The organism is Salmonella sp. WC3 (genome assembly GCF_042932255.1).
Taxonomy (GTDB): domain Bacteria; phylum Pseudomonadota; class Gammaproteobacteria; order Enterobacterales; family Enterobacteriaceae; genus Salmonella; species Salmonella enterica.
The window spans coordinates 3,484,236-3,505,635 of record NZ_CP170629.1; the positions used below are offsets into that span (position 1 = coordinate 3,484,236).

The 21,400-nt window shown below is 54.3% G+C and carries 21 protein-coding genes and 1 pseudogene; 9 read left to right on the plus strand and 13 right to left on the minus strand.

Annotated elements, in window-relative coordinates:
• Positions 1-52: 52 nt before the first annotated feature.
• Complete coding sequence (gene ypfM, locus ACFK9X_RS17110) at positions 53-112, minus strand: protein YpfM (RefSeq protein WP_001386977.1); 60 nt, start codon at positions 110-112, stop codon at positions 53-55.
• 412 nt (positions 113-524) lie between these two features.
• On the opposite strand from ypfM, the gene ACFK9X_RS17115 reads away from it, so the two are divergent.
• Genes ACFK9X_RS17115 through ACFK9X_RS17125 form a run of 3 tightly spaced genes read left to right on the plus strand, consistent with a single transcriptional unit; the run spans position 525 to position 2,240 of the window.
• On the plus strand, positions 525-881 hold the full coding sequence (locus ACFK9X_RS17115) for an ArsC family reductase (protein WP_000631925.1): 357 nt from the start codon (positions 525-527) through the stop codon (positions 879-881).
• Positions 882-884: 3 nt separating this feature from the next.
• On the plus strand, positions 885-2,012 hold the full coding sequence (gene dapE, locus ACFK9X_RS17120) for a succinyl-diaminopimelate desuccinylase (RefSeq protein ID WP_001277822.1): 1,128 nt from the start codon (positions 885-887) through the stop codon (positions 2,010-2,012).
• 27 nt (positions 2,013-2,039) lie between these two features.
• Positions 2,040-2,240 (plus strand): YpfN family protein, encoded by a 201-nt coding sequence (locus tag ACFK9X_RS17125; RefSeq protein ID WP_000383839.1) that lies wholly within the window; start codon positions 2,040-2,042, stop codon positions 2,238-2,240.
• 26 nt (positions 2,241-2,266) lie between these two features.
• Here the strand turns inward: ACFK9X_RS17125 and tmcA are convergent, their stop codons facing one another.
• From tmcA to dapA, 5 genes are all read right to left on the minus strand, one after another.
• Positions 2,267-4,285, minus strand: coding sequence for a tRNA cytosine(34) acetyltransferase TmcA (tmcA, locus tag ACFK9X_RS17130; protein WP_151117118.1), 2,019 nt, complete (start codon positions 4,283-4,285; stop codon positions 2,267-2,269).
• A 15-nt stretch (positions 4,286-4,300) separates the two neighbouring features.
• Positions 4,301-5,164 (minus strand): neutral zinc metallopeptidase, encoded by an 864-nt coding sequence (locus tag ACFK9X_RS17135; protein ID WP_001267523.1) that lies wholly within the window; start codon positions 5,162-5,164, stop codon positions 4,301-4,303.
• Positions 5,165-5,294: 130 nt separating this feature from the next.
• The gene (gene purC / locus ACFK9X_RS17140) at positions 5,295-6,008 is read right to left on the minus strand and encodes a phosphoribosylaminoimidazolesuccinocarboxamide synthase (protein ID WP_001171630.1); all 714 of its coding nucleotides are present in this window, start codon (positions 6,006-6,008) and stop codon (positions 5,295-5,297) included.
• 174 nt (positions 6,009-6,182) lie between these two features.
• Positions 6,183-7,217, minus strand: a complete 1,035-nt coding sequence (gene bamC, locus ACFK9X_RS17145; RefSeq protein ID WP_000331877.1) for an outer membrane protein assembly factor BamC — start codon at positions 7,215-7,217, stop codon at positions 6,183-6,185.
• 16 nt (positions 7,218-7,233) lie between these two features.
• Entirely contained in the window at positions 7,234-8,112 is an 879-nt protein-coding gene (gene dapA, locus ACFK9X_RS17150; protein ID WP_000494020.1) for a 4-hydroxy-tetrahydrodipicolinate synthase, read from the minus strand.
• Positions 8,113-8,257: 145 nt separating this feature from the next.
• Between dapA and ACFK9X_RS17155 the strand changes: the two genes are divergently transcribed.
• Together ACFK9X_RS17155 and bcp are read left to right on the plus strand one after the other, a co-directional pair.
• The gene (locus ACFK9X_RS17155; protein WP_000189061.1) at positions 8,258-8,830 is read left to right on the plus strand and encodes a glycine cleavage system transcriptional repressor; all 573 of its coding nucleotides are present in this window, start codon (positions 8,258-8,260) and stop codon (positions 8,828-8,830) included.
• On the plus strand, positions 8,830-9,300 hold the full coding sequence (gene bcp / locus ACFK9X_RS17160; protein ID WP_001068686.1) for a thioredoxin-dependent thiol peroxidase: 471 nt from the start codon (positions 8,830-8,832) through the stop codon (positions 9,298-9,300). Before ACFK9X_RS17155 ends, bcp begins: the two co-directional genes overlap by 1 nt.
• Before the next feature lie 46 nt (positions 9,301-9,346).
• On the opposite strand, the gene ACFK9X_RS17165 is transcribed toward bcp, so the two are convergent.
• The 4 genes and pseudogenes from ACFK9X_RS17165 to ACFK9X_RS17180 all read right to left on the minus strand — a co-directional run bounded on the left by ACFK9X_RS17165 (position 9,347) and on the right by ACFK9X_RS17180 (position 14,360).
• A complete protein-coding gene (locus tag ACFK9X_RS17165; protein WP_151117120.1) occupies positions 9,347-10,486 on the minus strand; it encodes a glycerate kinase in 1,140 nt (379 codons plus the stop codon).
• Between the two features lie 5 nt (positions 10,487-10,491).
• Positions 10,492-11,760: a GntP family permease gene (locus ACFK9X_RS17170; RefSeq protein ID WP_151117122.1), complete on the minus strand. Its 1,269-nt coding sequence runs from the start codon at positions 11,758-11,760 to the stop codon at positions 10,492-10,494.
• Positions 11,761-11,827: 67 nt separating this feature from the next.
• Positions 11,828-13,016 (minus strand): annotated as a pseudogene (locus ACFK9X_RS17175) (sugar diacid recognition domain-containing protein).
• A 276-nt stretch (positions 13,017-13,292) separates the two neighbouring features.
• Positions 13,293-14,360 (minus strand): AI-2E family transporter, encoded by a 1,068-nt coding sequence (locus ACFK9X_RS17180; protein ID WP_151117124.1) that lies wholly within the window; start codon positions 14,358-14,360, stop codon positions 13,293-13,295.
• Between the two features lie 207 nt (positions 14,361-14,567).
• On the opposite strand from ACFK9X_RS17180, the gene bepA reads away from it, so the two are divergent.
• Positions 14,568-16,031, plus strand: a complete 1,464-nt coding sequence (gene bepA, locus ACFK9X_RS17185; RefSeq protein WP_151117126.1) for a beta-barrel assembly-enhancing protease — start codon at positions 14,568-14,570, stop codon at positions 16,029-16,031.
• Positions 16,032-16,070: 39 nt separating this feature from the next.
• Complete coding sequence (gene arsC / locus ACFK9X_RS17190; protein ID WP_000132650.1) at positions 16,071-16,430, plus strand: arsenate reductase (glutaredoxin); 360 nt, start codon at positions 16,071-16,073, stop codon at positions 16,428-16,430.
• Between the two features lie 26 nt (positions 16,431-16,456).
• On the opposite strand, the gene ACFK9X_RS17195 is transcribed toward arsC, so the two are convergent.
• The 3 genes from ACFK9X_RS17195 to upp form a co-directional block, all read right to left on the minus strand.
• On the minus strand, positions 16,457-17,158 hold the full coding sequence (locus ACFK9X_RS17195; protein ID WP_061835882.1) for a DnaA inactivator Hda: 702 nt from the start codon (positions 17,156-17,158) through the stop codon (positions 16,457-16,459).
• A 94-nt stretch (positions 17,159-17,252) separates the two neighbouring features.
• Positions 17,253-18,542: a uracil permease gene (gene uraA / locus ACFK9X_RS17200; protein WP_000198335.1), complete on the minus strand. Its 1,290-nt coding sequence runs from the start codon at positions 18,540-18,542 to the stop codon at positions 17,253-17,255.
• Between the two features lie 87 nt (positions 18,543-18,629).
• Positions 18,630-19,256, minus strand: coding sequence for a uracil phosphoribosyltransferase (gene upp / locus ACFK9X_RS17205; RefSeq protein ID WP_000706208.1), 627 nt, complete (start codon positions 19,254-19,256; stop codon positions 18,630-18,632).
• Between the two features lie 413 nt (positions 19,257-19,669).
• On the opposite strand from upp, the gene purM reads away from it, so the two are divergent.
• On the plus strand, positions 19,670-20,707 hold the full coding sequence (purM, locus tag ACFK9X_RS17210) for a phosphoribosylformylglycinamidine cyclo-ligase (protein WP_151117128.1): 1,038 nt from the start codon (positions 19,670-19,672) through the stop codon (positions 20,705-20,707).
• The gene (purN, locus tag ACFK9X_RS17215; protein WP_001028589.1) at positions 20,707-21,345 is read left to right on the plus strand and encodes a phosphoribosylglycinamide formyltransferase; all 639 of its coding nucleotides are present in this window, start codon (positions 20,707-20,709) and stop codon (positions 21,343-21,345) included. Before purM ends, purN begins: the two co-directional genes overlap by 1 nt.
• The last annotated feature ends 55 nt before the right edge of the window (positions 21,346-21,400 follow it).

A 21,400-nucleotide genomic window follows, 5' to 3' on the forward strand; every position in this document is an offset into this window, starting at 1 on the left:
CGTTGAGTCGCCTTTTCTTATCCTCTATGGGAGCGCGGTGCCTTCCAGGCATTTATTTACGAAGCATGACTTCGATAAAATCTTTCCAGTTCCCCAGTTCACGTTCAATCATAATAGCCTCTCTTATTATTATGGGTATTCTACGTAGTTAGCGGTATAGAGAGAAGTTCATTTAACCGATTGTTGCGATATCCTCTGGTTATGCTATCTATGATATTACTATGGCGCTGTAGCCGTAAATTTTATGTGACTTACTGCAATATTTAGCAACATTAATACCTTTTCTACTACTTTATCAAATTGGGTTAAAAAACAAACAATTGCATATGCACAAAATAGGATTTATTCCACGAAGTATAAACAAGCCACATCTGGAACGTTTTGGAATCATTATTCACATTCACTCAACAATGTTATATTGATTGCCGATCAGTGCTGGATAAATAACCATAAACGGCCACACTTATTATCCCGCAGACGATACTATTGATTATTTATTCGAATTTCGCGTTAAAGGATTCAATATGATTACCCTCTATGGCATTAAGAATTGCGACACGATCAAAAAAGCGCGCCGTTGGCTGGAGGAGCATGGCATTGATTATCGTTTTCACGATTACCGTGTGGATGGCATAGACCTCCCTCTTCTTAATACCTTTATTGCCGAACTCGGCTGGCAGCCTCTACTGAATACGCGCGGCACAACATGGCGCAAACTGGATGAAGGCCACCGCAGCGGGATTACCGATGCCGACTCCGCCGCTGCTCTCATGGTTGAACAGCCGGCAATCATCAAACGCCCATTGCTCTGCGCGCCCGGGAAGCCTATGCTGCTTGGTTTCAGTGAATCCCGTTATCAGCAGTTTTTTGATGAGGTGTAGTCTATGTCGTGCCCGGTTATTGAGCTGACACAGCAACTTATTCGTCGCCCCTCCCTGAGTCCGGATGACGCAGGCTGTCAGGCATTAATGATTGAACGCCTGCGTAAAATCGGTTTTACCATTGAGCATATGGATTTTGGCGACACGCAAAATTTTTGGGCATGGCGTGGGCGTGGCGAAACGCTGGCGTTCGCCGGGCATACTGACGTCGTACCGGCAGGCGATGTCGATCGCTGGATCAATCCGCCGTTTGAGCCTACGATTCGCGACGGAATGTTGTTCGGTCGCGGCGCGGCGGATATGAAAGGTTCACTGGCGGCCATGGTGGTGGCTGCTGAACGATTTGTTGCGCAGCATCCTCATCACCGGGGCCGCCTCGCGTTTTTGATTACCTCTGATGAGGAAGCCAGCGCAAAAAATGGCACCGTAAAGGTGGTTGAAGCGCTGATGGCCCGTCACGAGCGGCTGGATTACTGTCTGGTCGGCGAACCCTCCAGTACCGAAATTGTGGGCGATGTCGTCAAAAACGGACGTCGCGGTTCTCTCACCTGTAACCTCACTATTCATGGCGTTCAGGGGCACGTCGCCTATCCGCATCTGGCGGATAACCCTGTTCATCGCGCTGCGCCTTTTCTTAATGAACTGGTCGCTATCGAGTGGGATCGGGGCAATGACTTTTTCCCGGCCACCAGTATGCAGGTAGCCAATATCCAGGCAGGCACCGGCAGCAATAATGTCATTCCCGGCGAACTGTTCGTGCAGTTTAACTTCCGTTTCAGCACGGAACTGACCGATGAGATGATCAAAGAGCGGGTACATGCGCTGCTTGAGAAGCATCAGCTACGCTATACCGTAGACTGGTGGCTTTCCGGCCAGCCGTTCCTGACCGCACGCGGCAAGCTGGTGGACGCGGTAGTAAACGCCATTGAGCACTATAATGAAATTAAACCGCAATTACTGACGACGGGCGGTACGTCCGACGGACGTTTTATCGCCCGTATGGGAGCGCAGGTGGTAGAACTGGGGCCGGTGAACGCCACCATTCATAAAATTAATGAATGTGTGAATGCCGCCGATCTCCAGCTACTGGCCCGTATGTATCAACGCATTATGGAACAGCTCGTCGCCTGATGAGCGTTCCGGTAAGAGGAAATAAGCATGGACTGGCTGGCAAAATATTGGTGGATTCTGGTATTGGTGTTTCTGGTAGGCGTACTGCTGAATGTGATCAAAGATCTCAAACGCATCGACCATAAGAAATTCCTTGCCAATAAACCTGAGCTGCCCCCGCATCGCGATTTTAACGATAAGTGGGACGATGAAGACGACTGGCCGAAGAAAGATCAGCCGAAAAAGTAACCGGATATCATGCCGGACAGGTATCGCTATCCGGCATGCTCCCCACCGCCGGGCATTACGTCGCGCAAACGCTGCGTTCGTCCGGCATCCAACGCAATCAGCGCCTGCGCCGCCTGCGCACGCTGCAACGCCAGCAGAGCTTTACGGCCTGAAATGCGTAGCCGGGCGCACAGTTCGGCATCGCTGGCTTTTTCCTCCAGCCGCCCTCTCAGCGCCGGTAATGGCAATGCGCTGTATTGCAGTAAACGATGCAGGCAACCTAACGATGTCAGTAGCGGGCGGTGCGCGAACGCAAAGCCGACCAGCTCACGCCAGTCTTCATCATTAAGCGCCTGTTCGTCTAACGCCGCCAGCGGTATCGCCTCGCCGTTCCACTGCGTCAGGATGTCCGCATCGCGGCGCAAACGCCGGTGTTCCTGCTGCGCCAGCCGTTTTCCCGCGTCGCTCAGCGGCAATAACGCCATCGCCGTATAGCAACCGCTGCTCGCCTCCCGATGGTTGCCCATCCGTACCAGTACAAAGCCGCAGCGTTGCCAGAAACGCCACAGCTCCGGCGTATAGCCGAAGCTGACGGAAAGATAATCACACTGCGCCGCCTGCATGCACGCGCAGGCAATCAACTGCTGACCGATGCCTTCACGCTGGCGAGCGGGGTGCACTGCGATACGGCTTACGCGACGCCCAACCAGCGTCGCGGCTAAAGGGTCGCTACCGTGCGCCGCCAGCGACTGCGCCACCAGATTCCCACGCGGCCGCCGGAAACCGCACCATACAGCCTGACTGAGTTCTGCGGATAACCCACCCTCTTCGACCAGCCAGAGGGCGCCCGCCACACGGTTATTCGCCGTAGCCTGCAAGAAATGCTGTCCTGGCGCATCCATCATTCGGCGCAGATCCAGCGGCGAAGTACGATAGTGCGCCCCCGACAGTAACTGATACACAGCCCTCGGCAACGCGGGCGTCTTCCCCCAGGCCTGTTGGTAAAACGCCGAGATTGCTATCGCGCCATGTGGCGCCTGCGCAAACGCTTCATCGTCGAATATCAGCGCCTCGCTGACGATATTTTCCAGCGGGCATTCTGGCGCCCAGCGGACAGGCTGACGAAGCGTGAAGCGGTGAAGCTGCGGAAAACGGGCGCAAAACTTAAGTAAAAAACCGCGTCCGGTGCCTTCGTAGCCCTGAACGGTGGTGGTGAGTAGTATGCGGGGAAAGCGCGAAACCAGTTGCAGCAGCAGCGGCGTGGGGATTGCCGCCGCCTCATCAACCACCAGCCAGTCGGCTCTTGCCCCGCTCGCCAGCAACGCATCCGGCGCCATAAAGCAGAACCGCTCACCGGCAAACGCTGCCAGGATATCCGTTGCCGTTTTCGCCGGTGCGGTCACGATAGCCGTGCCCGCCATCCGGGAGATGAATTGCCCGGCCAGCGCCGATTTGCCGCGCCCACGGGGGGCAATCACCGTCGCCACGCCGGGCGGCATTTCACGTAAACGCGATAAGATAGCCGCCTGCTCCGGCTGCGGCTCGCCGGTGGCGGGTCGCCAGCGTTCACGGGAAGGATAAGATGGCCAGCAAAACGGCTGGCGCTGTCGCCACAGCAGCGTTTGCGGATCGCGGGAGAGAGTCCGTTTAAGATGCTGTGCAAACTGCGGTGTAGGGATAGGCTGCGCGCAGTCGCTCCAGCGCAGTGAATCGGTATCAGGCCGGCTTTCCCACGTCTCATACGGCGGCATCAGCAGAAGCAGCCAGCTTCCGGCCTGCAAGGTCCCGCTCAGGGCGGCAAACGCTGCGGCGTCAAAGCCCTGCCAGGCATCAAATATCGCATGACGGAATTCACGGCCCAACAGCGTTTGTAACGCCTGTGGCGTACAGCACGGCTGTGCGGGCGCGTCAGGCGCGACCCACAGCCAGTCACCGGGCAATGCAGCGCGTATCGCCTCGGCCCGCTCCCGGCACCACGCCGCATCGCCGCTGATGACCAGTAAACGGCGAATGCCTTCCTGTGTCATTTGCGACGTTAACGCCCGTAGCGCATCGATATCAGACATCCCTGCCCCGGTTTATCAAAAGTTTTTGCCAAACGTATTACATTGCGCCGGGTCACCGCTGTCAAATCCACGCTTAAACCAGCTGTAGCGCTGTTCTGAGGTGCCGTGGGTAAAACTATCCGGCACGACGCGCCCCTGCCCCTGTTGCTGTAAGCGATCGTCGCCGATAGCCTGTGCGGCATTGAGCGCCTCTTCCAGATCGCCCGCCTCCAGTACGCCTTGCTGCTGCATACTGTGTCCCCACACGCCGGCAAAGCAATCCGCCTGTAGCTCCATGCGCACCGAAAGGCGATTCACCTCCGTTTGCGACGCGTTTTGTTGTAACTGGCGTACTTTCGGCTCAATACCTAACAGTTTTTGTACGTGGTGGCCGACTTCGTGGGCGATGACATAACCCTGGGCAAAATCACCGTCCGCGCCCAGCTTATTTTTCATATCATCGTAAAATGAGAGATCGATATAGACGGTGCCGTCCGCCGGGCAGTAAAACGGCCCCATCACGGACTGACCCGCACCACAGCCGGTGCGCGTCATACCACGGTACATCACCAGTTTTGGCTGCTGATAGCCGCGCCCCATTTTTTGAAAGAGTTGCCCCCAGGTATCTTCGGTCGTCGCCAGAATCACCGAGGTAAATTTTGCCGCTTCATCATCATTGGGGCTTATCGAACGCGTCGACTGCTGCTGCGAAACCGGCTGACCGGTCAACAGACCGGTTAAATCCACCCCATAGTACCCTGCGACCAACACCACCACCAACAGAATGATGCCGCCTTTCCCGCGCGGAAGACGAAAGCCTGGGCCACCCAGCGAGGGGCCGCCTGGCCGATTACGTCTGTCCTCTACATTGTTGCTTTCACGACGCCCTTGCCAGCGCATAATCACCTCATTCTCTCTTTGTTATACAGATGATCGTAGGCGGTCAGGCGCAGGATTACCACAGGTAAACGCTATCAGAATGAGGAAAGGATGATACCGGAGAGCGGTTGCCCCCCGGTCAGAAGCGGAATTAATCTAATTTCACGCCCAGGCGATGCGCGACGGCTTCATAGGCTTCAATCAGACCGCCCAGACTCTGGCGGAAGCGGTCTTTGTCCATTTTGTCCAGCGTCTCTTTATCCCACAGGCGGCTGCCGTCCGGCGAAAACTCATCGCCCAGCACCACTTCGCCTTTATACAGGCCAAACTCCAGTTTGAAATCCACCAGGATAAGACCCGCGTCATCAAACAGTTTTTTCAGTACGTCGTTGGCTTTGTAGGTTAGCTCTTTCATACGCGCCAGATTTTCCTGACTTACCCAACCGAACGTTTCACAGTAGGAACTATTCACCATCGGGTCGTGCAGCGCGTCGTTTTTCAGGAACAGATCGAATATCGGCGGGTTAAGCTCCATGCCCTCTTCCACGCCCAGACGCTTGACCAGCGACCCAGCCGCACGGTTGCGCACCACACATTCAACCGGCACCATCTCCAGCTTCTTCACCAGACACTCGGTATCAGACAGCAAACGTTCCATCTGGGTCGGGATGCCCGCCTCGGCCAGTTTGGTCATAATGAAATGGTTGAATTTGTTATTTACCATGCCTTTGCGATCAAACTGTTCAATGCGCGCGCCATCCCCTGCTGACGTATCATTGCGGAATTCGAGCACCAACAGGTCCGGGTTTTCCGTGCTGTATACGGTTTTCGCTTTACCACGATACAACTCAGCTTGCTTTTGCATCTTTAACACTCCTGGGTGTGAATTAACGATAAGTATTCATTTCCTGCTACGCCTGCCGGAGACGTCGGCCTGTAATTGTGGTGCGAAATAGCGGTTAAATCGCGTTTTTGTACCGACGCACACGTTTGCGTATCTTATCAGAAAAAAGGGCCGGATTACTCCAGCCCTGTTAAATTACTTGTTGAACGCTGCCTGGAAGACGGCAACCAGCGCGTCGTTCTGGCTTTGCGTCAGAGTATGCCCCTTAGGATCGATAAACTGCAAGCTGCTGCGGTTATCTAAATCGCCGACCTGCAATTTATAGTCTCCGGATGCCAGGCCCGGGTCGCTAGCGCCCAGATCCCGCCAGTCGCTGTCAGACAACGGTTTGTACGTTACCGCCATGCTGCCCTGAGAGCGAGTGCTGTCGGTGACTTTCATGCCCACTTTTTCCAGCGCGGCCGGGAGGCGTTGCCACACGAGGTTGAACGGACCGCGAACGACCAGCATAGGTAAACCGGTATCATCAGCGGCGCTCTGCACATCCATCGTTGCGGCGGAACGGTTCTGCGCGGCATTTGCCGCATCCGTAGCGGTCTTATCCAGACCGGCGGAAATGACGTTCATCATTTCCGTGCTATAGCGCTGCAGCGACGCCGCGTCAGCGACCGGCTTGCCAGCCTGTTCCAGATTAACCAGTTTTACCGTTACCGCCTGCTGATAGCCCTGCGGCTTCACCGAGATTTGATAACGTCCACGATACTGTTCGTCTTCATCCAGGCGGTTCCAGTTCACCCAATCGGTCGTCAGGGTCTGGCTGGCATCGTCACGTTTTTCAATCGGATAATTTTTCGCCTGAATCACGCTGACGACTTGCGGCCACAGCGTGCTGCTACGACCATTTTCCACCAATAGCGTAGCGGTATCGCCAGAGAACTGGGTACGCGCGCCGCTCACTAACGCTAACGGCTGCGCTGGCGGACGGATATCCAACGCCTTACCAACCGCGCCGCTCCCCTTCGTGACCGGAATAACGTAGTCGCCGGTCGTTATCGGCAGGATCATTCCTGCCGGGGCGTGAAGTTCAGCAAGCGGCGCAGCATCCAGATAGGATTCATCGCCGCTTACCTGGCGCTTGTAGCGCGAATCGGAACTACAGGCAGCGAGCAGCAAAACAAGCGAAACACCCGCAACCTTCGCCAGGCGCGACTTTTGTACTGAGTAAGCCATCAAATCTCCCTAAACTTTACAGCAGGCCAGCATGCTGAAGCGCTGCTTTGACGATGTCACGACCATGGTCCGTGATAGGCGTCATTGGCAGGCGCAGCGTGTCGGTCGCCACAAGACCCAATGCCTTACATGCCCATTTCACCGGGATAGGATTGGGTTCGACAAATAGTTTGTTGTGTAACGGCATCAGACGCTGGTTGATAGCGCGCGCCTCGGCAAATTGCCCTTCCGCCGCCAGTTTGCACATGTCAGCCATCTCGCGCGCCGCTACGTTAGCCGTAACGGAAATCACGCCATGACCACCCAGTTGCATAAAGTCCAGCGCAGACGCGTCATCGCCGCTAAGCAGAATAAAATCGTCTGAAACCAGCTCTTTGATCTGGTGAACGCGGGTTAAGTTCCCTGTCGCCTCTTTGATAGCGATAATATTTTTTATTTCCGCCAGACGACCCACGGTTTCCGGCAACATGTCGCAACCGGTACGGGACGGCACATTATACAGAATTTGCGGCAAGTCAGTGTGTTCCGCGATGGCTTTGAAATGCTGGAACAAACCTTCCTGCGTGGGGCGATTGTAGTACGGCGTTACCGTCAGGCAGCCTACAATACCGCTATCGTTAAAACGCTGCGTCAGGCTAATCGCTTCCGCGGTCGCGTTTGCGCCCGTGCCGGCGATAACCGGAATACGTCCGTCAGCCAGTTCCAGCGTCATCATCACGACATCGCCATGTTCATCATGGCTTAGCGTGGCAGACTCGCCGGTAGTGCCAACCGAAACAATCGCCGAGGTACCGTTGGCGACATGATAATCAATGAGTTTTTTCAGGCAAGACCTACTGACGTTACCTTTCTCATCCATCGGCGTAACAAGCGCGACAATACTTCCCGTGAACATGGGCCATCCTCTGTGCAAACAAGTCTCTCAATGGTACGTTTGGTATGGCAATAAAAGCAAGCGACCAAAGCCGTTCTGATTGTTGTATGCAGGTTTTTTTTATGGTTTCCTTAAGATTACCTCACCGCTCAAAGGAATAACTGGTTTGACACCGTCATCACAACACTATTTGGTTATCACTGCGCTGGGCGCCGACAGGCCCGGTATTGTGAATACCATTACTCGCCATGTCAGCAGTTGCGGCTGTAATATCGAAGACAGCCGACTGGCGATGCTGGGCGATGAATTCACGTTTATTATGCTGTTGTCCGGCACGTGGAACGCGATTACCTTGATTGAATCGACATTGCCGTTAAAAGGCGCGGAGCTGGATCTGCTGATTGTGATGAAACGGACGTCCGACCGCCCCCGCCCGGCAATGCCCGCGACGGTATGGGTTCAGGTTGAAGTCGCCGACTCCCCGCATTTAATTGAGCGATTCACCGCGCTGTTTAATAGTCATGAAATGAATATTGCGGAGCTGGTCTCCCGCACACAGCCGGCTGAAGGTGATAAAGCTGCGCAATTATTTATTCAAATCACCGCACATAGCCCGGCGTCGCAAAATTCCGCAAATATTGAGCAAGCCTTTAAAGCACTATGTACAGAACTCAATGCGCAAGGCAGTATAAACGTCGTCAATTACTCACAACATGATGAACAGGATGGAGTTAAGTAATGAATCCACTGAAAGCCGGTGATATCGCACCGAAATTTAGCTTGCCGGATCAAGACGGGGAACAAGTAAATTTGACCGACTTCCAGGGACAGCGCGTTCTGGTTTATTTCTACCCAAAAGCCATGACACCCGGCTGTACCGTGCAGGCCTGCGGCTTACGCGATAACATGGACGAGCTCAAAAAAGCAGGCGTGGACGTGCTGGGCATCAGCACCGATAAACCTGAAAAACTCTCCCGTTTCGCTGAAAAAGAGCTGCTGAACTTTACCCTTTTGTCCGATGAAAACCATCAGGTGTGTGAACAGTTCGGCGTCTGGGGCGAAAAGTCGTTTATGGGCAAAACGTATGACGGCATTCACCGCATCAGCTTTTTGATTGACGCTGATGGTAAGATTGAACACGTCTTTAATGATTTTAAAACCAGCAATCACCATGATGTGGTGCTGAACTGGCTGAAAGAAAACGCGTAAAAGCCTCAGGCCGCGCTGATGTGCGGCCTGGAAAGGGAATGCGCCGTCAGACTTGCCGCGCCAGACGCCATATCGCCGCCACATTGCGCGCCGACAGGCTCAGGTTATATTCCGCCTCATGTAAGGCTTCCGGCAGCGTAACGATATGCGACAAAATCGACAGCGCCGCATCGATACCCTGCTGATACACAACGTGATGATCGTGTTGCAGCCCACCGGCGAGCGCGATAACCGGTTTATGATACCGCTTCGCCACTCTGGCGACGCCAATCGGCGTCTTGCCGCAAATACTTTGGCTGTCCAGCCGCCCTTCTCCGGTAATCACCAGATCGGCATCTTTAACCGCCTGCTCAAGCTGTAGCGTTTCCACGACAATCTCTACGCCGGCGCGTAATTCCGCATTGAGCAACCCTAAAAGCGCGGCGCCCATTCCACCTGCCGCGCCCGCGCCGGGAGCATTAATCACCTCACGCCCCGTAGCCTGATAAATATGTCGGCCCCAGTTTTCCAGCGCCGCGTCCAGGGTGTTCACCATTTCCGCTGTCGCCCCTTTTTGTGGGCCAAAGATGGCCGATGCGCCCTGGGGACCACACAACGGATTGTTGACATCGCACGCCACGGTTATCGATACCTTACGCAGCAATGGGTGACAACCGGACAGATCGACAGAGGCCAGCGCCGCCAGCGCCTCGCCGCCCGGAGAAAGCGAGCGCCCCTGTTTATCGCGCAATATAACGCCAAGCGCCTGCATCATCCCCGCGCCGCCGTCATTCGTCGCACTGCCGCCAATTCCCAGAATAATACGCTTTACGCCACGCTCCAGCGCCGCGACGATTAACTCGCCGGTGCCGTAGCTGGTGGTATTAAGCGGGTTGCGCAATTCAGGCGAAACGTGATGCAGCCCGGATGCCGCCGCCATTTCAATCACGGCGGTATCGCTATCGCCCAGCATTCCCCAGCGCGCGGCCACCGGTTGCCCAAGCGGGCCTTGTACCCACTGGTCAACATAACGCCCGCCGCTGGCCTCCACCATTGATTGTACGGTTCCTTCCCCGCCATCCGCCATGGGCACTTTAATGTAGTCGGCGTCAGGATAAATTTCGCGGAACCCCTTTTCTATCGCCTCAGCGACCGCCATTGCGGACAAACTTTCTTTAAATGAATCAGGAGCAATAACAATTTTCATAGGGATTATCCTGCAAAACCAAAGAAACCGAACATCAGAGTAGAAATAAAGGTAATGGCTAACCCCACCAGCGTTTCATACGGCATTAGCTTTAAACGTTCATGAATTTGCATATTGACGCTGCCGCCCGTCGCGTGGAAAAAGCTGCCGTGCGGCAGATGGTCCAGCACCGTGGCACCCGCATGGATCATAGCGGCTCCCGCCAGGGCGGAAACGCCAAGTTCAAGTAACGTGGGAGAGAAAACGCCGGACGCCACCGCCATTCCCGCTGTGGTTGAGGCCGTCGCCATTGACATCATGGCGCCAGACACGGGCGCCAGCAGCCAGGACGGCAATCCCGAAGCGGTGAGGCCATGAATCAGGACATCTTTAAGTTCAGAATTAGCGATAATGCCGGCCAGCGTACCGGTTCCCAGCAACATAATAGCGACAGGCGCCATACGCATCAGACCGGCGACCATGTACTGGTTACAGTGGCGCGCGCGTCCCATCAACAGCAGACCGACCAATCCCCCTACGGGCAGGGCAATTAACGGGTCAATGGAAATGCCGGCAAACGGACGGAGAGAAAGCAGGAAAATAGCGACCAGCGGCGCGCTAATCGCCACCAGAAAACCGGGTCTGGCGACGGAGTCATCATGGTGAGTCACTTCATGATCGGCGACGCCCGCGCCTTTATTATTCAGCCGTTTCGCTAACAGATAGGCGATAATAAGCCCAACGATGCCCGGAACCACGCCCGCCAGCATAATAGAGGTAAGAGGAACATGAAACACATCAGAGGCGGCAATAGCGTTCGGGTTGGGTGACATCACGTTACCCGCTTTGCCGCCGCCAACCATCGCCAGCAGAATAGCGCTTTTTGACAGGCCTGCATTACGCGCAATCGACAGCGCAATCGGCGCGACGGTAATCACCGCCACATCAATAAATACGCCGACGGCGGTCAAACATAGTGTGGCAATGGCTAATGCCAATAATGCCCGGGTTTCCCCCACTTTGCGGACAATCGTCTCAGCAATCGTATTCGCCGCCCCGGACTCAATTAATACGCCCGCCAGTACGCCTGCGGCCAGAATACGCAATACGGCATTAACGATGCCCTGCGCGCCTGACACCATCAGCGACACGGTTTGCAGAAGATCGGCGCCGCCAATCAAACCGCCGACCAACGCGCCCGCCATCATGCCGTAGGCTGGCGACACTTTTCTTAAAATTAATACGATGGCCACAACCAATGCGGCAATGGCTCCCAGGGTGGATATCGACGTCATATACTGCGCCTCCTTTAACATGGAGCGCGCAGTATGGAAAAACCCGCCTAAAAATCCGCTGGAGCTTTCAACAAATTTCGATTCGACCTGGCAGCGGTAACTTGTCGGACGGTACAGATTCGGCCTGGAGCTCCATACCGATATAAAGCCAAAGCGTACTTTTTAACTCGTTGATTTTTATGTGCGTAATATCCTCACAGCGCTGTAAGCGATAGCGCAATGTATTCACATGAATATGCAATGCTTTGGCCGTTTGCGTCAGGTCACAATTATGTTCAAACCAAGTCCGCAGCGTCTGTTGCAATACGCCTTTCGCGTCATGTTGCGCCAGTTGCAGCCACAGACGCGATAACTCCTGCACTTGCCAACTTTCAGACAGCCCGCTTAGCAGCGCGGGAAGCGCGTGGTCATGATAAAAAAATGTACTGGCTGCGCAGCTTTTGTCTTTTCGCCATCGCCTGCGTGGCTCTCGCTGTGAGCAAAGATCGGTGCAATCCCGTCTCGCCGGCAAAATAGCCCCCAACCAAAATACGGCTAAAGCCCGATGATGCAGCCCATGATTTAAAAATCTGCAATTCGCCCATTTCCTGGCGGGTATTCCACTTTCCCTCTTTTAACGTGATAGGCTTAATAATGATTAATTCATTAAATTCGGTAAACGTCACCAAATGGTTACGCGCGTGATTCTCGAAATAATCCATTACATTGCGCAGCGCTTCGCGATCCGGCTGGGAAAGTTCAATAATCAGCACCACTCTGGGAACCGCCAGATCAATACCCAGATAGACCGCCATGGAGCGCAACGACTCTGTTGAATTTTCTCGCAAAATCAATTGGTTGATCAGCTCTTCGCGATAGCGTTTATCCCATTGTCGCTGTTCGATCAGCACCATATGCTCGATCACCAGCTCCGCCGCCATTTTAACCAGCTCGGCATACGCGCGAACCTCCTCCGGCTCGCCGGTAATGCCGACCACGCCGATAAGCTGTTCATGAAAAGAGATGGGAAGATTAATGCCGGATCGCACGCCTTTAAGCTGATTGGCGGTAGCGGAATCAATTTCTACAATACGGTTTTCCTTCAGCGCCAGAATGGCCCCTTCGTGACGCTGGCGAAGCCGCGAAGGTTCGCCAGACGCGATAATGACGCCATGCTCATCCATGACGTTTACCGAGTAAGGAATAATTTTCATGGCTCGCTGTACAATTTGCCGCGCGGTATACCCTTTCAAGTAATGTTTTCTCAACACACTCATTCCCTGTTTCGTTATCGCTTCACATTAAAAAAACAATCTCGCATCAATGATGTCACTTATTAACGAATTTCTCAGAAGAATGCTTAGGCTAAGTCACCAAATTTTGGCGGCTTTACAGCGAGAATTTTGTAGATTCCGACAATAAAAATGCCGCAACACGGTGCGGCATTAAAAAAAAGAGCGGCTTTCTAAGCGCTTGTCCCTCATCAGGCGTGCGCAAAATGGCGGCAGGGCACTATGATGTCGTTCACGCTTTACAACTTTTGTACTGACCGCTCAGGATGAGGCATCCGTCACCTGACCATCCGGCCAGGCATGGACAACGGCTTTAATCAGCGTCGCCAATGGAATGGCGAAAAACACCCCCCAGAATCCCCACAGACCGCCGAAAATCACCACTGACAGAATAATCACCAGCGGATGCAAATTCACCGCTTCGGAGAAAAGTACCGGTACCAGCAAATTGCCATCCAGCGCCTGAATAATCAGATAAACGGCAAAACAGCTCCAGAATTCCGTCCCCAGACCAAACTGAAACAGCGCGACGCCCACCATCGGAATTGTCACCACAAAGGCGCCGATATAGGGGATCAGGACCGAAAAGCCCACCAGTACCGCCAGCAGTAGCGAATAGTTGAGGCCAAACAACAAAAAGCCCAGCCAGGTCGCCACGCCCACCACTACCATCTCCAGCACTTTTCCGCGGATATAGTTGGTGATCTGCTGATTCATCTCATTCCACACCTGCCCCGCCAGCCCGTGATTACGCGGCAGCACGCGGCGCACGGCATTCAGCATCTGCTCTTTATCTTTTACCAGGAAAAAGACCATCAGCGGCACCAGCACCAGATATACCGCCAGCGTCAGTAGCCCGACTAACGAAGCCAGCGAATACTTCACCACCGAATCGCCCATGTTAAGCATCCGGGTACGCATGTTTTCCGCCATCGCATCAATAATGCCCGCATCCATCAGCGCCGGATAGCGTCGCGGCAAGGTCGCGGCGAAATCGGACAGTTTATTCAGCATACCGGGCATATCACGAATCAGGTAAATACCTTGCTGCCAGGCAATCGGCATCACCACAAACGCCATTAATAACAAAATACCGACAAAGAGGATAAGGACAATGGAGGCTGCCCAGCGCCGGGAACAGCCAATCGCCTGCAGGCGCGCCGTCGGCCACTCCAGCAGGTAGGCCAGTACGATAGCGACCAGCAGCGGCGCTAACAGGCCGCTAAAGAAAAAGAGGATGCTAAAACCAGCCACCAGAATGACCAGCAAGGCAATCGCCTCCGGGTCGCTGAAGCGACGGCGATACCATTGTATTAACATTTCGAGCATAAAACCCTTCCCAGAACTCAACTGCGGGATTGTGATGCCGAATTGTATCGAAATGTCACAAAAAAGACTTCGCTTTTTATCGTTGATTCAGGAAACTAAAATAGTGAGTCTGTGCTCATCACAGTTACACTTATGAAGTGTCGGAGCGTGGAACGATATTTCACGACGTTGGTCAAAGGGCTATCTCAAAACAACAGGATAGAGGTTATGTTCAGGCAGTTGAAAAAAAACCTGGTGGCAACCCTCATTGCAGCATTGGCTCTCGGTCAGGTCGCGCCCGCATTTGCCGACCCTGCCGACACGCTGCCCGATATGGGAACCTCGGCAGGAAGCACGCTTTCTATCGGACAAGAGATGCAAATGGGCGACTTTTATGTACGCCAGCTACGCGGTAGCGCGCCGTTAATCAACGATCCGCTGCTGGTGCAATACATTAACGCGCTGGGGATGCGTCTGGTCTCGCACGCCGACTCCGTCAAAACGCCCTTCCATTTTTTCTTGATCAATAATGACGAAATCAACGCGTTCGCGTTCTTTGGCGGCAATGTGGTGCTGCACTCGGCGCTTTTTCGCTACGCGGATAACGAAAGCCAGCTAGCTTCAGTCATGGCGCATGAAATCTCCCACGTGACGCAGCGCCACCTGGCGCGCGCGATGGAAGATCAAAAGCGCAGCGCGCCGCTTACCTGGGTGGGCGCGCTGGGTTCCATTTTGCTGGCCATGGCCAGCCCACAGGCCGGTATGGCGGCGCTAACCGGTACTCTGGCGGGAACGCGCCAGGGAATGATAAGTTTCACCCAGCAAAATGAGCAAGAAGCCGACCGTATTGGTATTCAGGTACTGCAACGCGCCGGATTTGACCCACAGGCGATGCCCTCTTTCCTCGAAAAACTGCTCGACCAGGCGCGTTACTCCACGCGTCCGCCTGAAATTTTGCTCACTCACCCCTTACCGGAAAGCCGCCTTGCGGATGCCCGCAACCGTGCCAACCAGATGCGCCCGGTCGTGGTGCAATCTTCCGCCGACTTTTATTTCGCCAAAGCGCGCGCCCTGGGAATGTACAATTCCGGACGTAACCAGCTCACCAGCGACCTGCTGGATCAGTGGTCTAAAGGCAACGTGCGTCAGCAACATGCGGCGCAATATGGCCGGGCGTTGCAGGCGATGGAAGCGAGCAAGTACGATGAAGCGCGCAAAACGTTGCAGCCGCTATTAAGCGCGGAACCGAATAATGCCTGGTATCTTGACCTCGCCACCGATATTGACCTGGGGCAGAAAAGAGCCAACAACGCGATTAATCGCCTGAAAAATGCCCGCGATCTGCGCGTTAATCCTGTGCTGCAGTTAAACCTCGCCAATGCGTACCTCCAGGGAGGCCAGCCGAAAGCGGCGGAAACCATTCTGAATCGCTACACCTTTAGCCATAAAGATGACGGTAACGGCTGGGATCTGCTTGCTCAGGCCGAAGCCGCGCTGAACAACCGCGATCAGGAGCTAGCGGCGCGCGCTGAAAGTTATGCGCTGGCGGGACGACTGGATCAGGCAATTTCACTGCTCAGTAGCGCCAGCGCCCAGGCAAAACTGGGTAGCCAGCAACAGGCGCGTTACGATGCGCGTATCGACCAGTTGCGCCAGTTACAGGAACGCTTCAAGCCATACACGAAAATGTAATCGCCGTTTATTAGCCGGATGGCGTCACAAGGAGAACTCATGACCGACACGATTAAAATCTACCATAACCCGCGCTGCTCGAAGAGCCGCGACACGCTGAACCTGCTGAAATCTAACGGCGTGGAACCGGAAGTGGTGCTTTATCTGGATACGCCCGCCGATGCCGCCACCGTGCGTGAACTGCTGCGTATGTTGGGCATGTCCAGCGCGCGCGAACTGATGCGCCAGAAAGAAGATCTCTATAAGACGCTTCACCTGGCGGACAGCCAGCTGAGTGAAGAGGCGTTAATCCAGGCGCTGGTTGAACACCCTAAACTGATGGAGCGCCCCATTGTGGTGGCAAATGGTCAGGCGCGCATTGGCCGACCGCCTGAGCAGGTGCTGGACATCCTCGGTTAACCGTTGAACGCCGCCGTCGCGGCGTATTACAGTTTCAGGATCTCTTTGACAAACGGGATCGTCAGTTTTCGCTGGGCAGTGATCGACGCATGATCGAGCTGATCCAGCGTCATAAACAGCGTACGCATTTCGCGATCAAGACGTTTGAGCAAAAACCGCCCGACATCTTCCGGCAGTTCAAACCCCCGTAACCGGGCGCGCAACTGTAGCGCCTGAAGTTTGTCTTCATCGGAAAGAGGCTGGAGTTTATAGATTTGCCCCCAGTCCAGACGGGAAGCGAGATCGGGCAAGCCCAGATTTAACTGTCTTGGCGGACGATCGCCGGTGATCAATAACCGCGTCTTACCGGACTCCAGAATGCGGTTATAGAGATCAAAGATCGCCATCTCCCACAGTTCATCGCCAGCGACACACTCAATGTTATCAATACACACCAGCGAGAGGTGTTCCATACCGTCGAGCACTTCCGGCACAAACCAGGTGCGTTTATCGAGCGGGACATAGCCTACCGCATCTCCACGCTGCGACAATTCAGCGCAGGCGGCGTGCAGTAAATGGCTGCGGCCCGCGCCTTCACGCGCCCAAAGGTAGATATATCCACTATGTTCCTGGCGCAACACGTTTTGTAACGCGGCCAGTAGAGAGGCGTTATCCCCCGGCCAGAAACTTGCGAAAGTTTCGTCGTCAGGAAGATAAAGTGGCAAAGAGAGCTGTGCCGGTGTGTTCAGAGATACCTCAACCCAGGATGACATAAAATCGCGCTGAGTTTACCACATAATTCCCGTGAGATAGAACCGGGCAGCATCGCTGCCCGGCAACCCGTTACTGATGCGGGGGCTCCGCATCATTTGCCTCCAGTACCACTTCTTCCGGACGCAACAGGCTAATCAGTTTAAAAATCAGGCTCAGGCAAATCCCGACGATGGTCGCCAGCGCCATCCCTTTCAATTCTGCCGCGCCGATATGCACTTTCGCGCCGCTCACGCCGATGATCAAAATCACCGAGGTGAGGATCAGGTTTTGCGCTTTATTGTAGTCGACTTTCGATTCGATCAATACGCGAATCCCCGACGCGCCGATAACGCCGTACAACAGCAGCGAGACGCCGCCCATCACGGGTAACGGGATAATCTGAATCGCCGCCGCCAGTTTGCCAACGCAGGAAAGCAGAATGGCGAAAATCGCCGCGCCGCCGATAACCCAGGTACTGTAAACGCGGGTGATCGCCATGACGCCGATATTTTCCCCATAGGTAGTATTCGGCGTGGAGCCGAAGAAACCGGAAATGATCGTCGACAGTCCGTTAGCGAACATCGAGCGGTGCAAACCGGGATCGCGCACTAAATCTTTTTTGACGATATTCGCCGTCACCACCAGATGACCGACATGCTCGGCGATCACGACCAACGCCGCGGGCAGAATCGTCAGGATCGCGAACCATTCAAAACGCGGCGTATAGAAGGTCGGCAGCGCAAACCAGTGCGCCTGGGCAATCGGCGTGGTATCGACCACCCCCAGCGCGAATGACAGCGCATAGCCCGCCAGCACGCCGATCAAAATCGGAATGATCGCCAGGAAACCGCGAAACAGTACGGAGCCGAACACCGTCACCGCCAGCGTGACCATGGAGATAATAATTGTTTTCGTGTCCGGCGACTGCCCTTGCGCAGGCAGTAATCCGGCCATCCCCGCCGCGACGCCAGCCAGCTCCAGACCGATGACGGCAACGATTGCGCCCATTGCCGCAGGCGGGAACATCACATCCAGCCAGCCGGTGCCCGCTTTTTTAACGATGAAAGAGACCAGACAGAACAACACGCCGCACATAATAAAACCGCCCAGCGCCACTTCATAACCCAGCGGCAACAACAGTAATACCGGGGAAATAAAGGCAAAGCTCGATCCGAGGTAGGCAGGAATTTTACCTTTGCAGATAAAGAGATACAGCAACGTTCCGATACCGTTAAACAGCAGCACCGTCGCGGGATTGATATGAAACAGAACTGGCACCAGCACGGTCGCGCCAAACATAGCGAAAAGGTGCTGTAAACTAAGCGGGATTGTCTGTAAAAGCGGCGGTCTTTCACTCACCCCGATAGCACGGCGCGTCATAGTGTTTTCCTCTAAGTGTGTTTGTTATGAGTGGTTTTATTCAAAAAAAAGCCGACTCTTAAAGTCGGCTTTTAATTATTTATTCACTTATTTGGTACCAAAAATCTTATCGCCGGCATCGCCAAGCCCCGGAATAATGTATCCGTGCTCGTTAAGCCCCTGATCGATAGAGGCGGTGTACAGTTCAACGTCCGGGTGCGCTTTTTCCAGCGCCGCAATGCCTTCCGGCGCGGCGACCAGCACCAGCACCTTAATGCTGCTACAGCCTGCTTTTTTCAGCAGGTCGATGGTCGCGATGACAGAACCGCCAGTCGCCAGCATCGGGTCGACGATCAGCGCCATGCGCTCATCAATGTTCGATACCAGTTTCTGGAAATAAGGTACTGGCTCAAGCGTCTCTTCGTTACGGTACATCCCGACTACGCTGATACGCGCGCTCGGTACATTTTCCAGAACGCCTTCCATCATGCCCAGACCCGCGCGCAGAATCGGCACAACGGTAATTTTTTTACCTTTGATCTGGTCGATTTCCACCGGGCCATTCCAGCCTTCGATGGTGACTTTTTCCGTTTCCAGGTCGGCTGTCGCTTCATACGTCAGCAGGCTGCCTACTTCTGAGGCGAGTTCACGAAAGCGTTTAGTGCTAATGTCGTTTTCACGCATCAGACCCAGCTTGTGTTTGACGAGTGGGTGTTTGACTTCCACGATCTTCATACTCTTCTCCTATCCTCAGATGACTGGCAACCACAAAAAAAATCGCCGGATTATACCGCTTTTCCTCTCTGACGCAACACAATGTATGCTTGACCTGGATCAACCAAAAGCGCTGATAGCGGAAAAGTGAGTATAAATCACTCACGTTGAAACAGGCGATAAAGGCTAACAACCGTTTGAATATTAGCAATTTTAAGGGTGAATGACCTGTCCCGACCGCCTGTCGTAAACCAAGTGCTGGATATCCTTTTCTTTTTTACCAACAGGGAAATTTTCAAGCAGCGACCGAAACCATGCAAAAAAAATCGCCCGGATAACCAGGGCGCAGACCACGCTCGCAAACGTTTGCTTTCCCTGTTAGAATTGCGCCGAATTTAACTTTTACCGCAAGAAAAAACGTGGGGAACCAGGCAGTGACCGATAAGACCTCTCTTAGCTATAAAGATGCCGGCGTCGATATTGATGCGGGTAACGCTCTGGTTGATCGAATCAAAGGCGTAGTGAAGAAAACTCGCCGCCCGGAGGTTATGGGCGGTCTGGGCGGTTTCGGTGCGCTGTGCGCGTTGCCGCAAAAATATCGTGAACCGGTACTGGTTTCCGGCACTGACGGCGTAGGTACCAAACTTCGCCTGGCGATGGACTTAAAGCGTCACGACGCTATCGGTATTGATCTGGTGGCAATGTGCGTAAACGATCTGGTCGTTCAGGGCGCGGAACCGCTGTTTTTCCTCGATTACTATGCCACGGGTAAACTGGATGTCGATACCGCCGCCAGCGTGATCAACGGTATTGCCGAAGGCTGCCTGCAATCCGGCTGCGCGCTGGTCGGCGGCGAGACGGCGGAAATGCCGAGCATGTATCACGGCGAAGATTACGATGTGGCGGGTTTCTGCGTCGGCGTAGTCGAAAAATCAGAAATCATCGACGGCTCCCGGGTTGCCGAAGGCGACGTGCTGATTGCACTCGGCTCCAGCGGCCCGCACTCGAATGGATATTCGCTGGTGCGGAAAATTATTGACGTTAGCGGCTGCGACCCACAAACCACTCTGCTGGAAGGGAAGCCGCTGGCCGATCATCTGCTTGAACCGACCCGTATCTACGTAAAATCGGTTCTGGAACTGATTGAAAACGTCGATGTACACGCTATCGCCCACCTCACCGGCGGGGGCTTTTGGGAAAATATTCCGCGCGTTCTGCCGGAGAATACCCAGGCGGTAATTAATGAGTCGTCCTGGCAGTGGCCCGCCATCTTTACCTGGCTGCAAACCGCCGGTAATGTCAGCCGACATGAAATGTACCGTACCTTTAACTGCGGCGTCGGCATGGTGATTGCGCTCTCCGCTCCGGAGGCGGACAAAGCGCTTGCTCTGCTAAACGAGAAAGGTGAAAACGCATGGAAAATCGGTATCATCAAAGCCTCTGATTCCGAACAGCGTGTGGTTATTGAATAATGAATATTGTGGTGCTGATTTCCGGCAATGGAAGCAATTTACAGGCGATTATCGATGCCTGCGAAGCGAAGAAAATTAAAGGCACCCTCAGGGCAGTATTCAGCAATAAGGCCGACGCGTTCGGCCTTGAACGCGCCAGAGAAGCCGGTATTCCGGCGCAAGCGCTGACTGCCGATCGGTTTGACAGCCGCGACGCCTTCGATCGCGAGTTGATTCGCAAGATAGACGCGTATGCGCCCGATGTGGTCGTGCTGGCCGGTTTTATGCGTATTCTGAGTCCGATGTTTGTCGCGCATTACTACGGGCGTCTGCTGAACATTCACCCTTCCCTGCTGCCAAAATATCCGGGGTTGCATACCCATCGCCAGGCGCTGGAAAACGGCGATGAGGAGCACGGTACTTCGGTACATTTCGTGACAGACGAACTCGACGGCGGCCCGGTCATTCTCCAGGCGAAGGTGCCGGTTTTTGCCGACGACAGCGAAGATGATATCACCGCACGCGTACAGACTCAGGAACATGCGATTTATCCGCTGGTGATTAGCTGGTTTGCGCAGGGGCGTCTAAAGATGCGCGATAACGCCGCCTGGCTGGACGGGCGTCGTCTGCCGCCGCAAGGTTATGCGTCTGACGAATAATACGTCATCGGACAGGACTGCGTCTGCTTGCCGGATGGCGGCATAAATGCCTATC

Coding starts and splice junctions, on each gene's coding strand:
- ACFK9X_RS17165 (WP_151117120.1), bottom strand. CDS start 10,486: ATGAAAATTGTTATTGCTCCTGATTCATTTAAAGAAAGTTTGTCCGCA.
- dapA (WP_000494020.1), bottom strand. CDS start 8,112: ATGTTCACGGGAAGTATTGTCGCGCTTGTTACGCCGATGGATGAGAAA.
- bepA (WP_151117126.1), top strand. CDS start 14,568: ATGTTCAGGCAGTTGAAAAAAAACCTGGTGGCAACCCTCATTGCAGCA.
- upp (WP_000706208.1), bottom strand. CDS start 19,256: ATGAAGATCGTGGAAGTCAAACACCCACTCGTCAAACACAAGCTGGGT.
- ACFK9X_RS17135 (WP_001267523.1), bottom strand. CDS start 5,164: ATGCGCTGGCAAGGGCGTCGTGAAAGCAACAATGTAGAGGACAGACGT.
- tmcA (WP_151117118.1), bottom strand. CDS start 4,285: ATGTCTGATATCGATGCGCTACGGGCGTTAACGTCGCAAATGACACAG.
- purN (WP_001028589.1), top strand. CDS start 20,707: ATGAATATTGTGGTGCTGATTTCCGGCAATGGAAGCAATTTACAGGCG.
- ACFK9X_RS17180 (WP_151117124.1), bottom strand. CDS start 14,360: ATGCTCGAAATGTTAATACAATGGTATCGCCGTCGCTTCAGCGACCCG.
- bcp (WP_001068686.1), top strand. CDS start 8,830: ATGAATCCACTGAAAGCCGGTGATATCGCACCGAAATTTAGCTTGCCG.
- ACFK9X_RS17125 (WP_000383839.1), top strand. CDS start 2,040: ATGGACTGGCTGGCAAAATATTGGTGGATTCTGGTATTGGTGTTTCTG.
- bamC (WP_000331877.1), bottom strand. CDS start 7,217: ATGGCTTACTCAGTACAAAAGTCGCGCCTGGCGAAGGTTGCGGGTGTT.
- ACFK9X_RS17170 (WP_151117122.1), bottom strand. CDS start 11,760: ATGACGTCGATATCCACCCTGGGAGCCATTGCCGCATTGGTTGTGGCC.
- ACFK9X_RS17115 (WP_000631925.1), top strand. CDS start 525: ATGATTACCCTCTATGGCATTAAGAATTGCGACACGATCAAAAAAGCG.
- arsC (WP_000132650.1), top strand. CDS start 16,071: ATGACCGACACGATTAAAATCTACCATAACCCGCGCTGCTCGAAGAGC.
- dapE (WP_001277822.1), top strand. CDS start 885: ATGTCGTGCCCGGTTATTGAGCTGACACAGCAACTTATTCGTCGCCCC.
- purC (WP_001171630.1), bottom strand. CDS start 6,008: ATGCAAAAGCAAGCTGAGTTGTATCGTGGTAAAGCGAAAACCGTATAC.
- uraA (WP_000198335.1), bottom strand. CDS start 18,542: ATGACGCGCCGTGCTATCGGGGTGAGTGAAAGACCGCCGCTTTTACAG.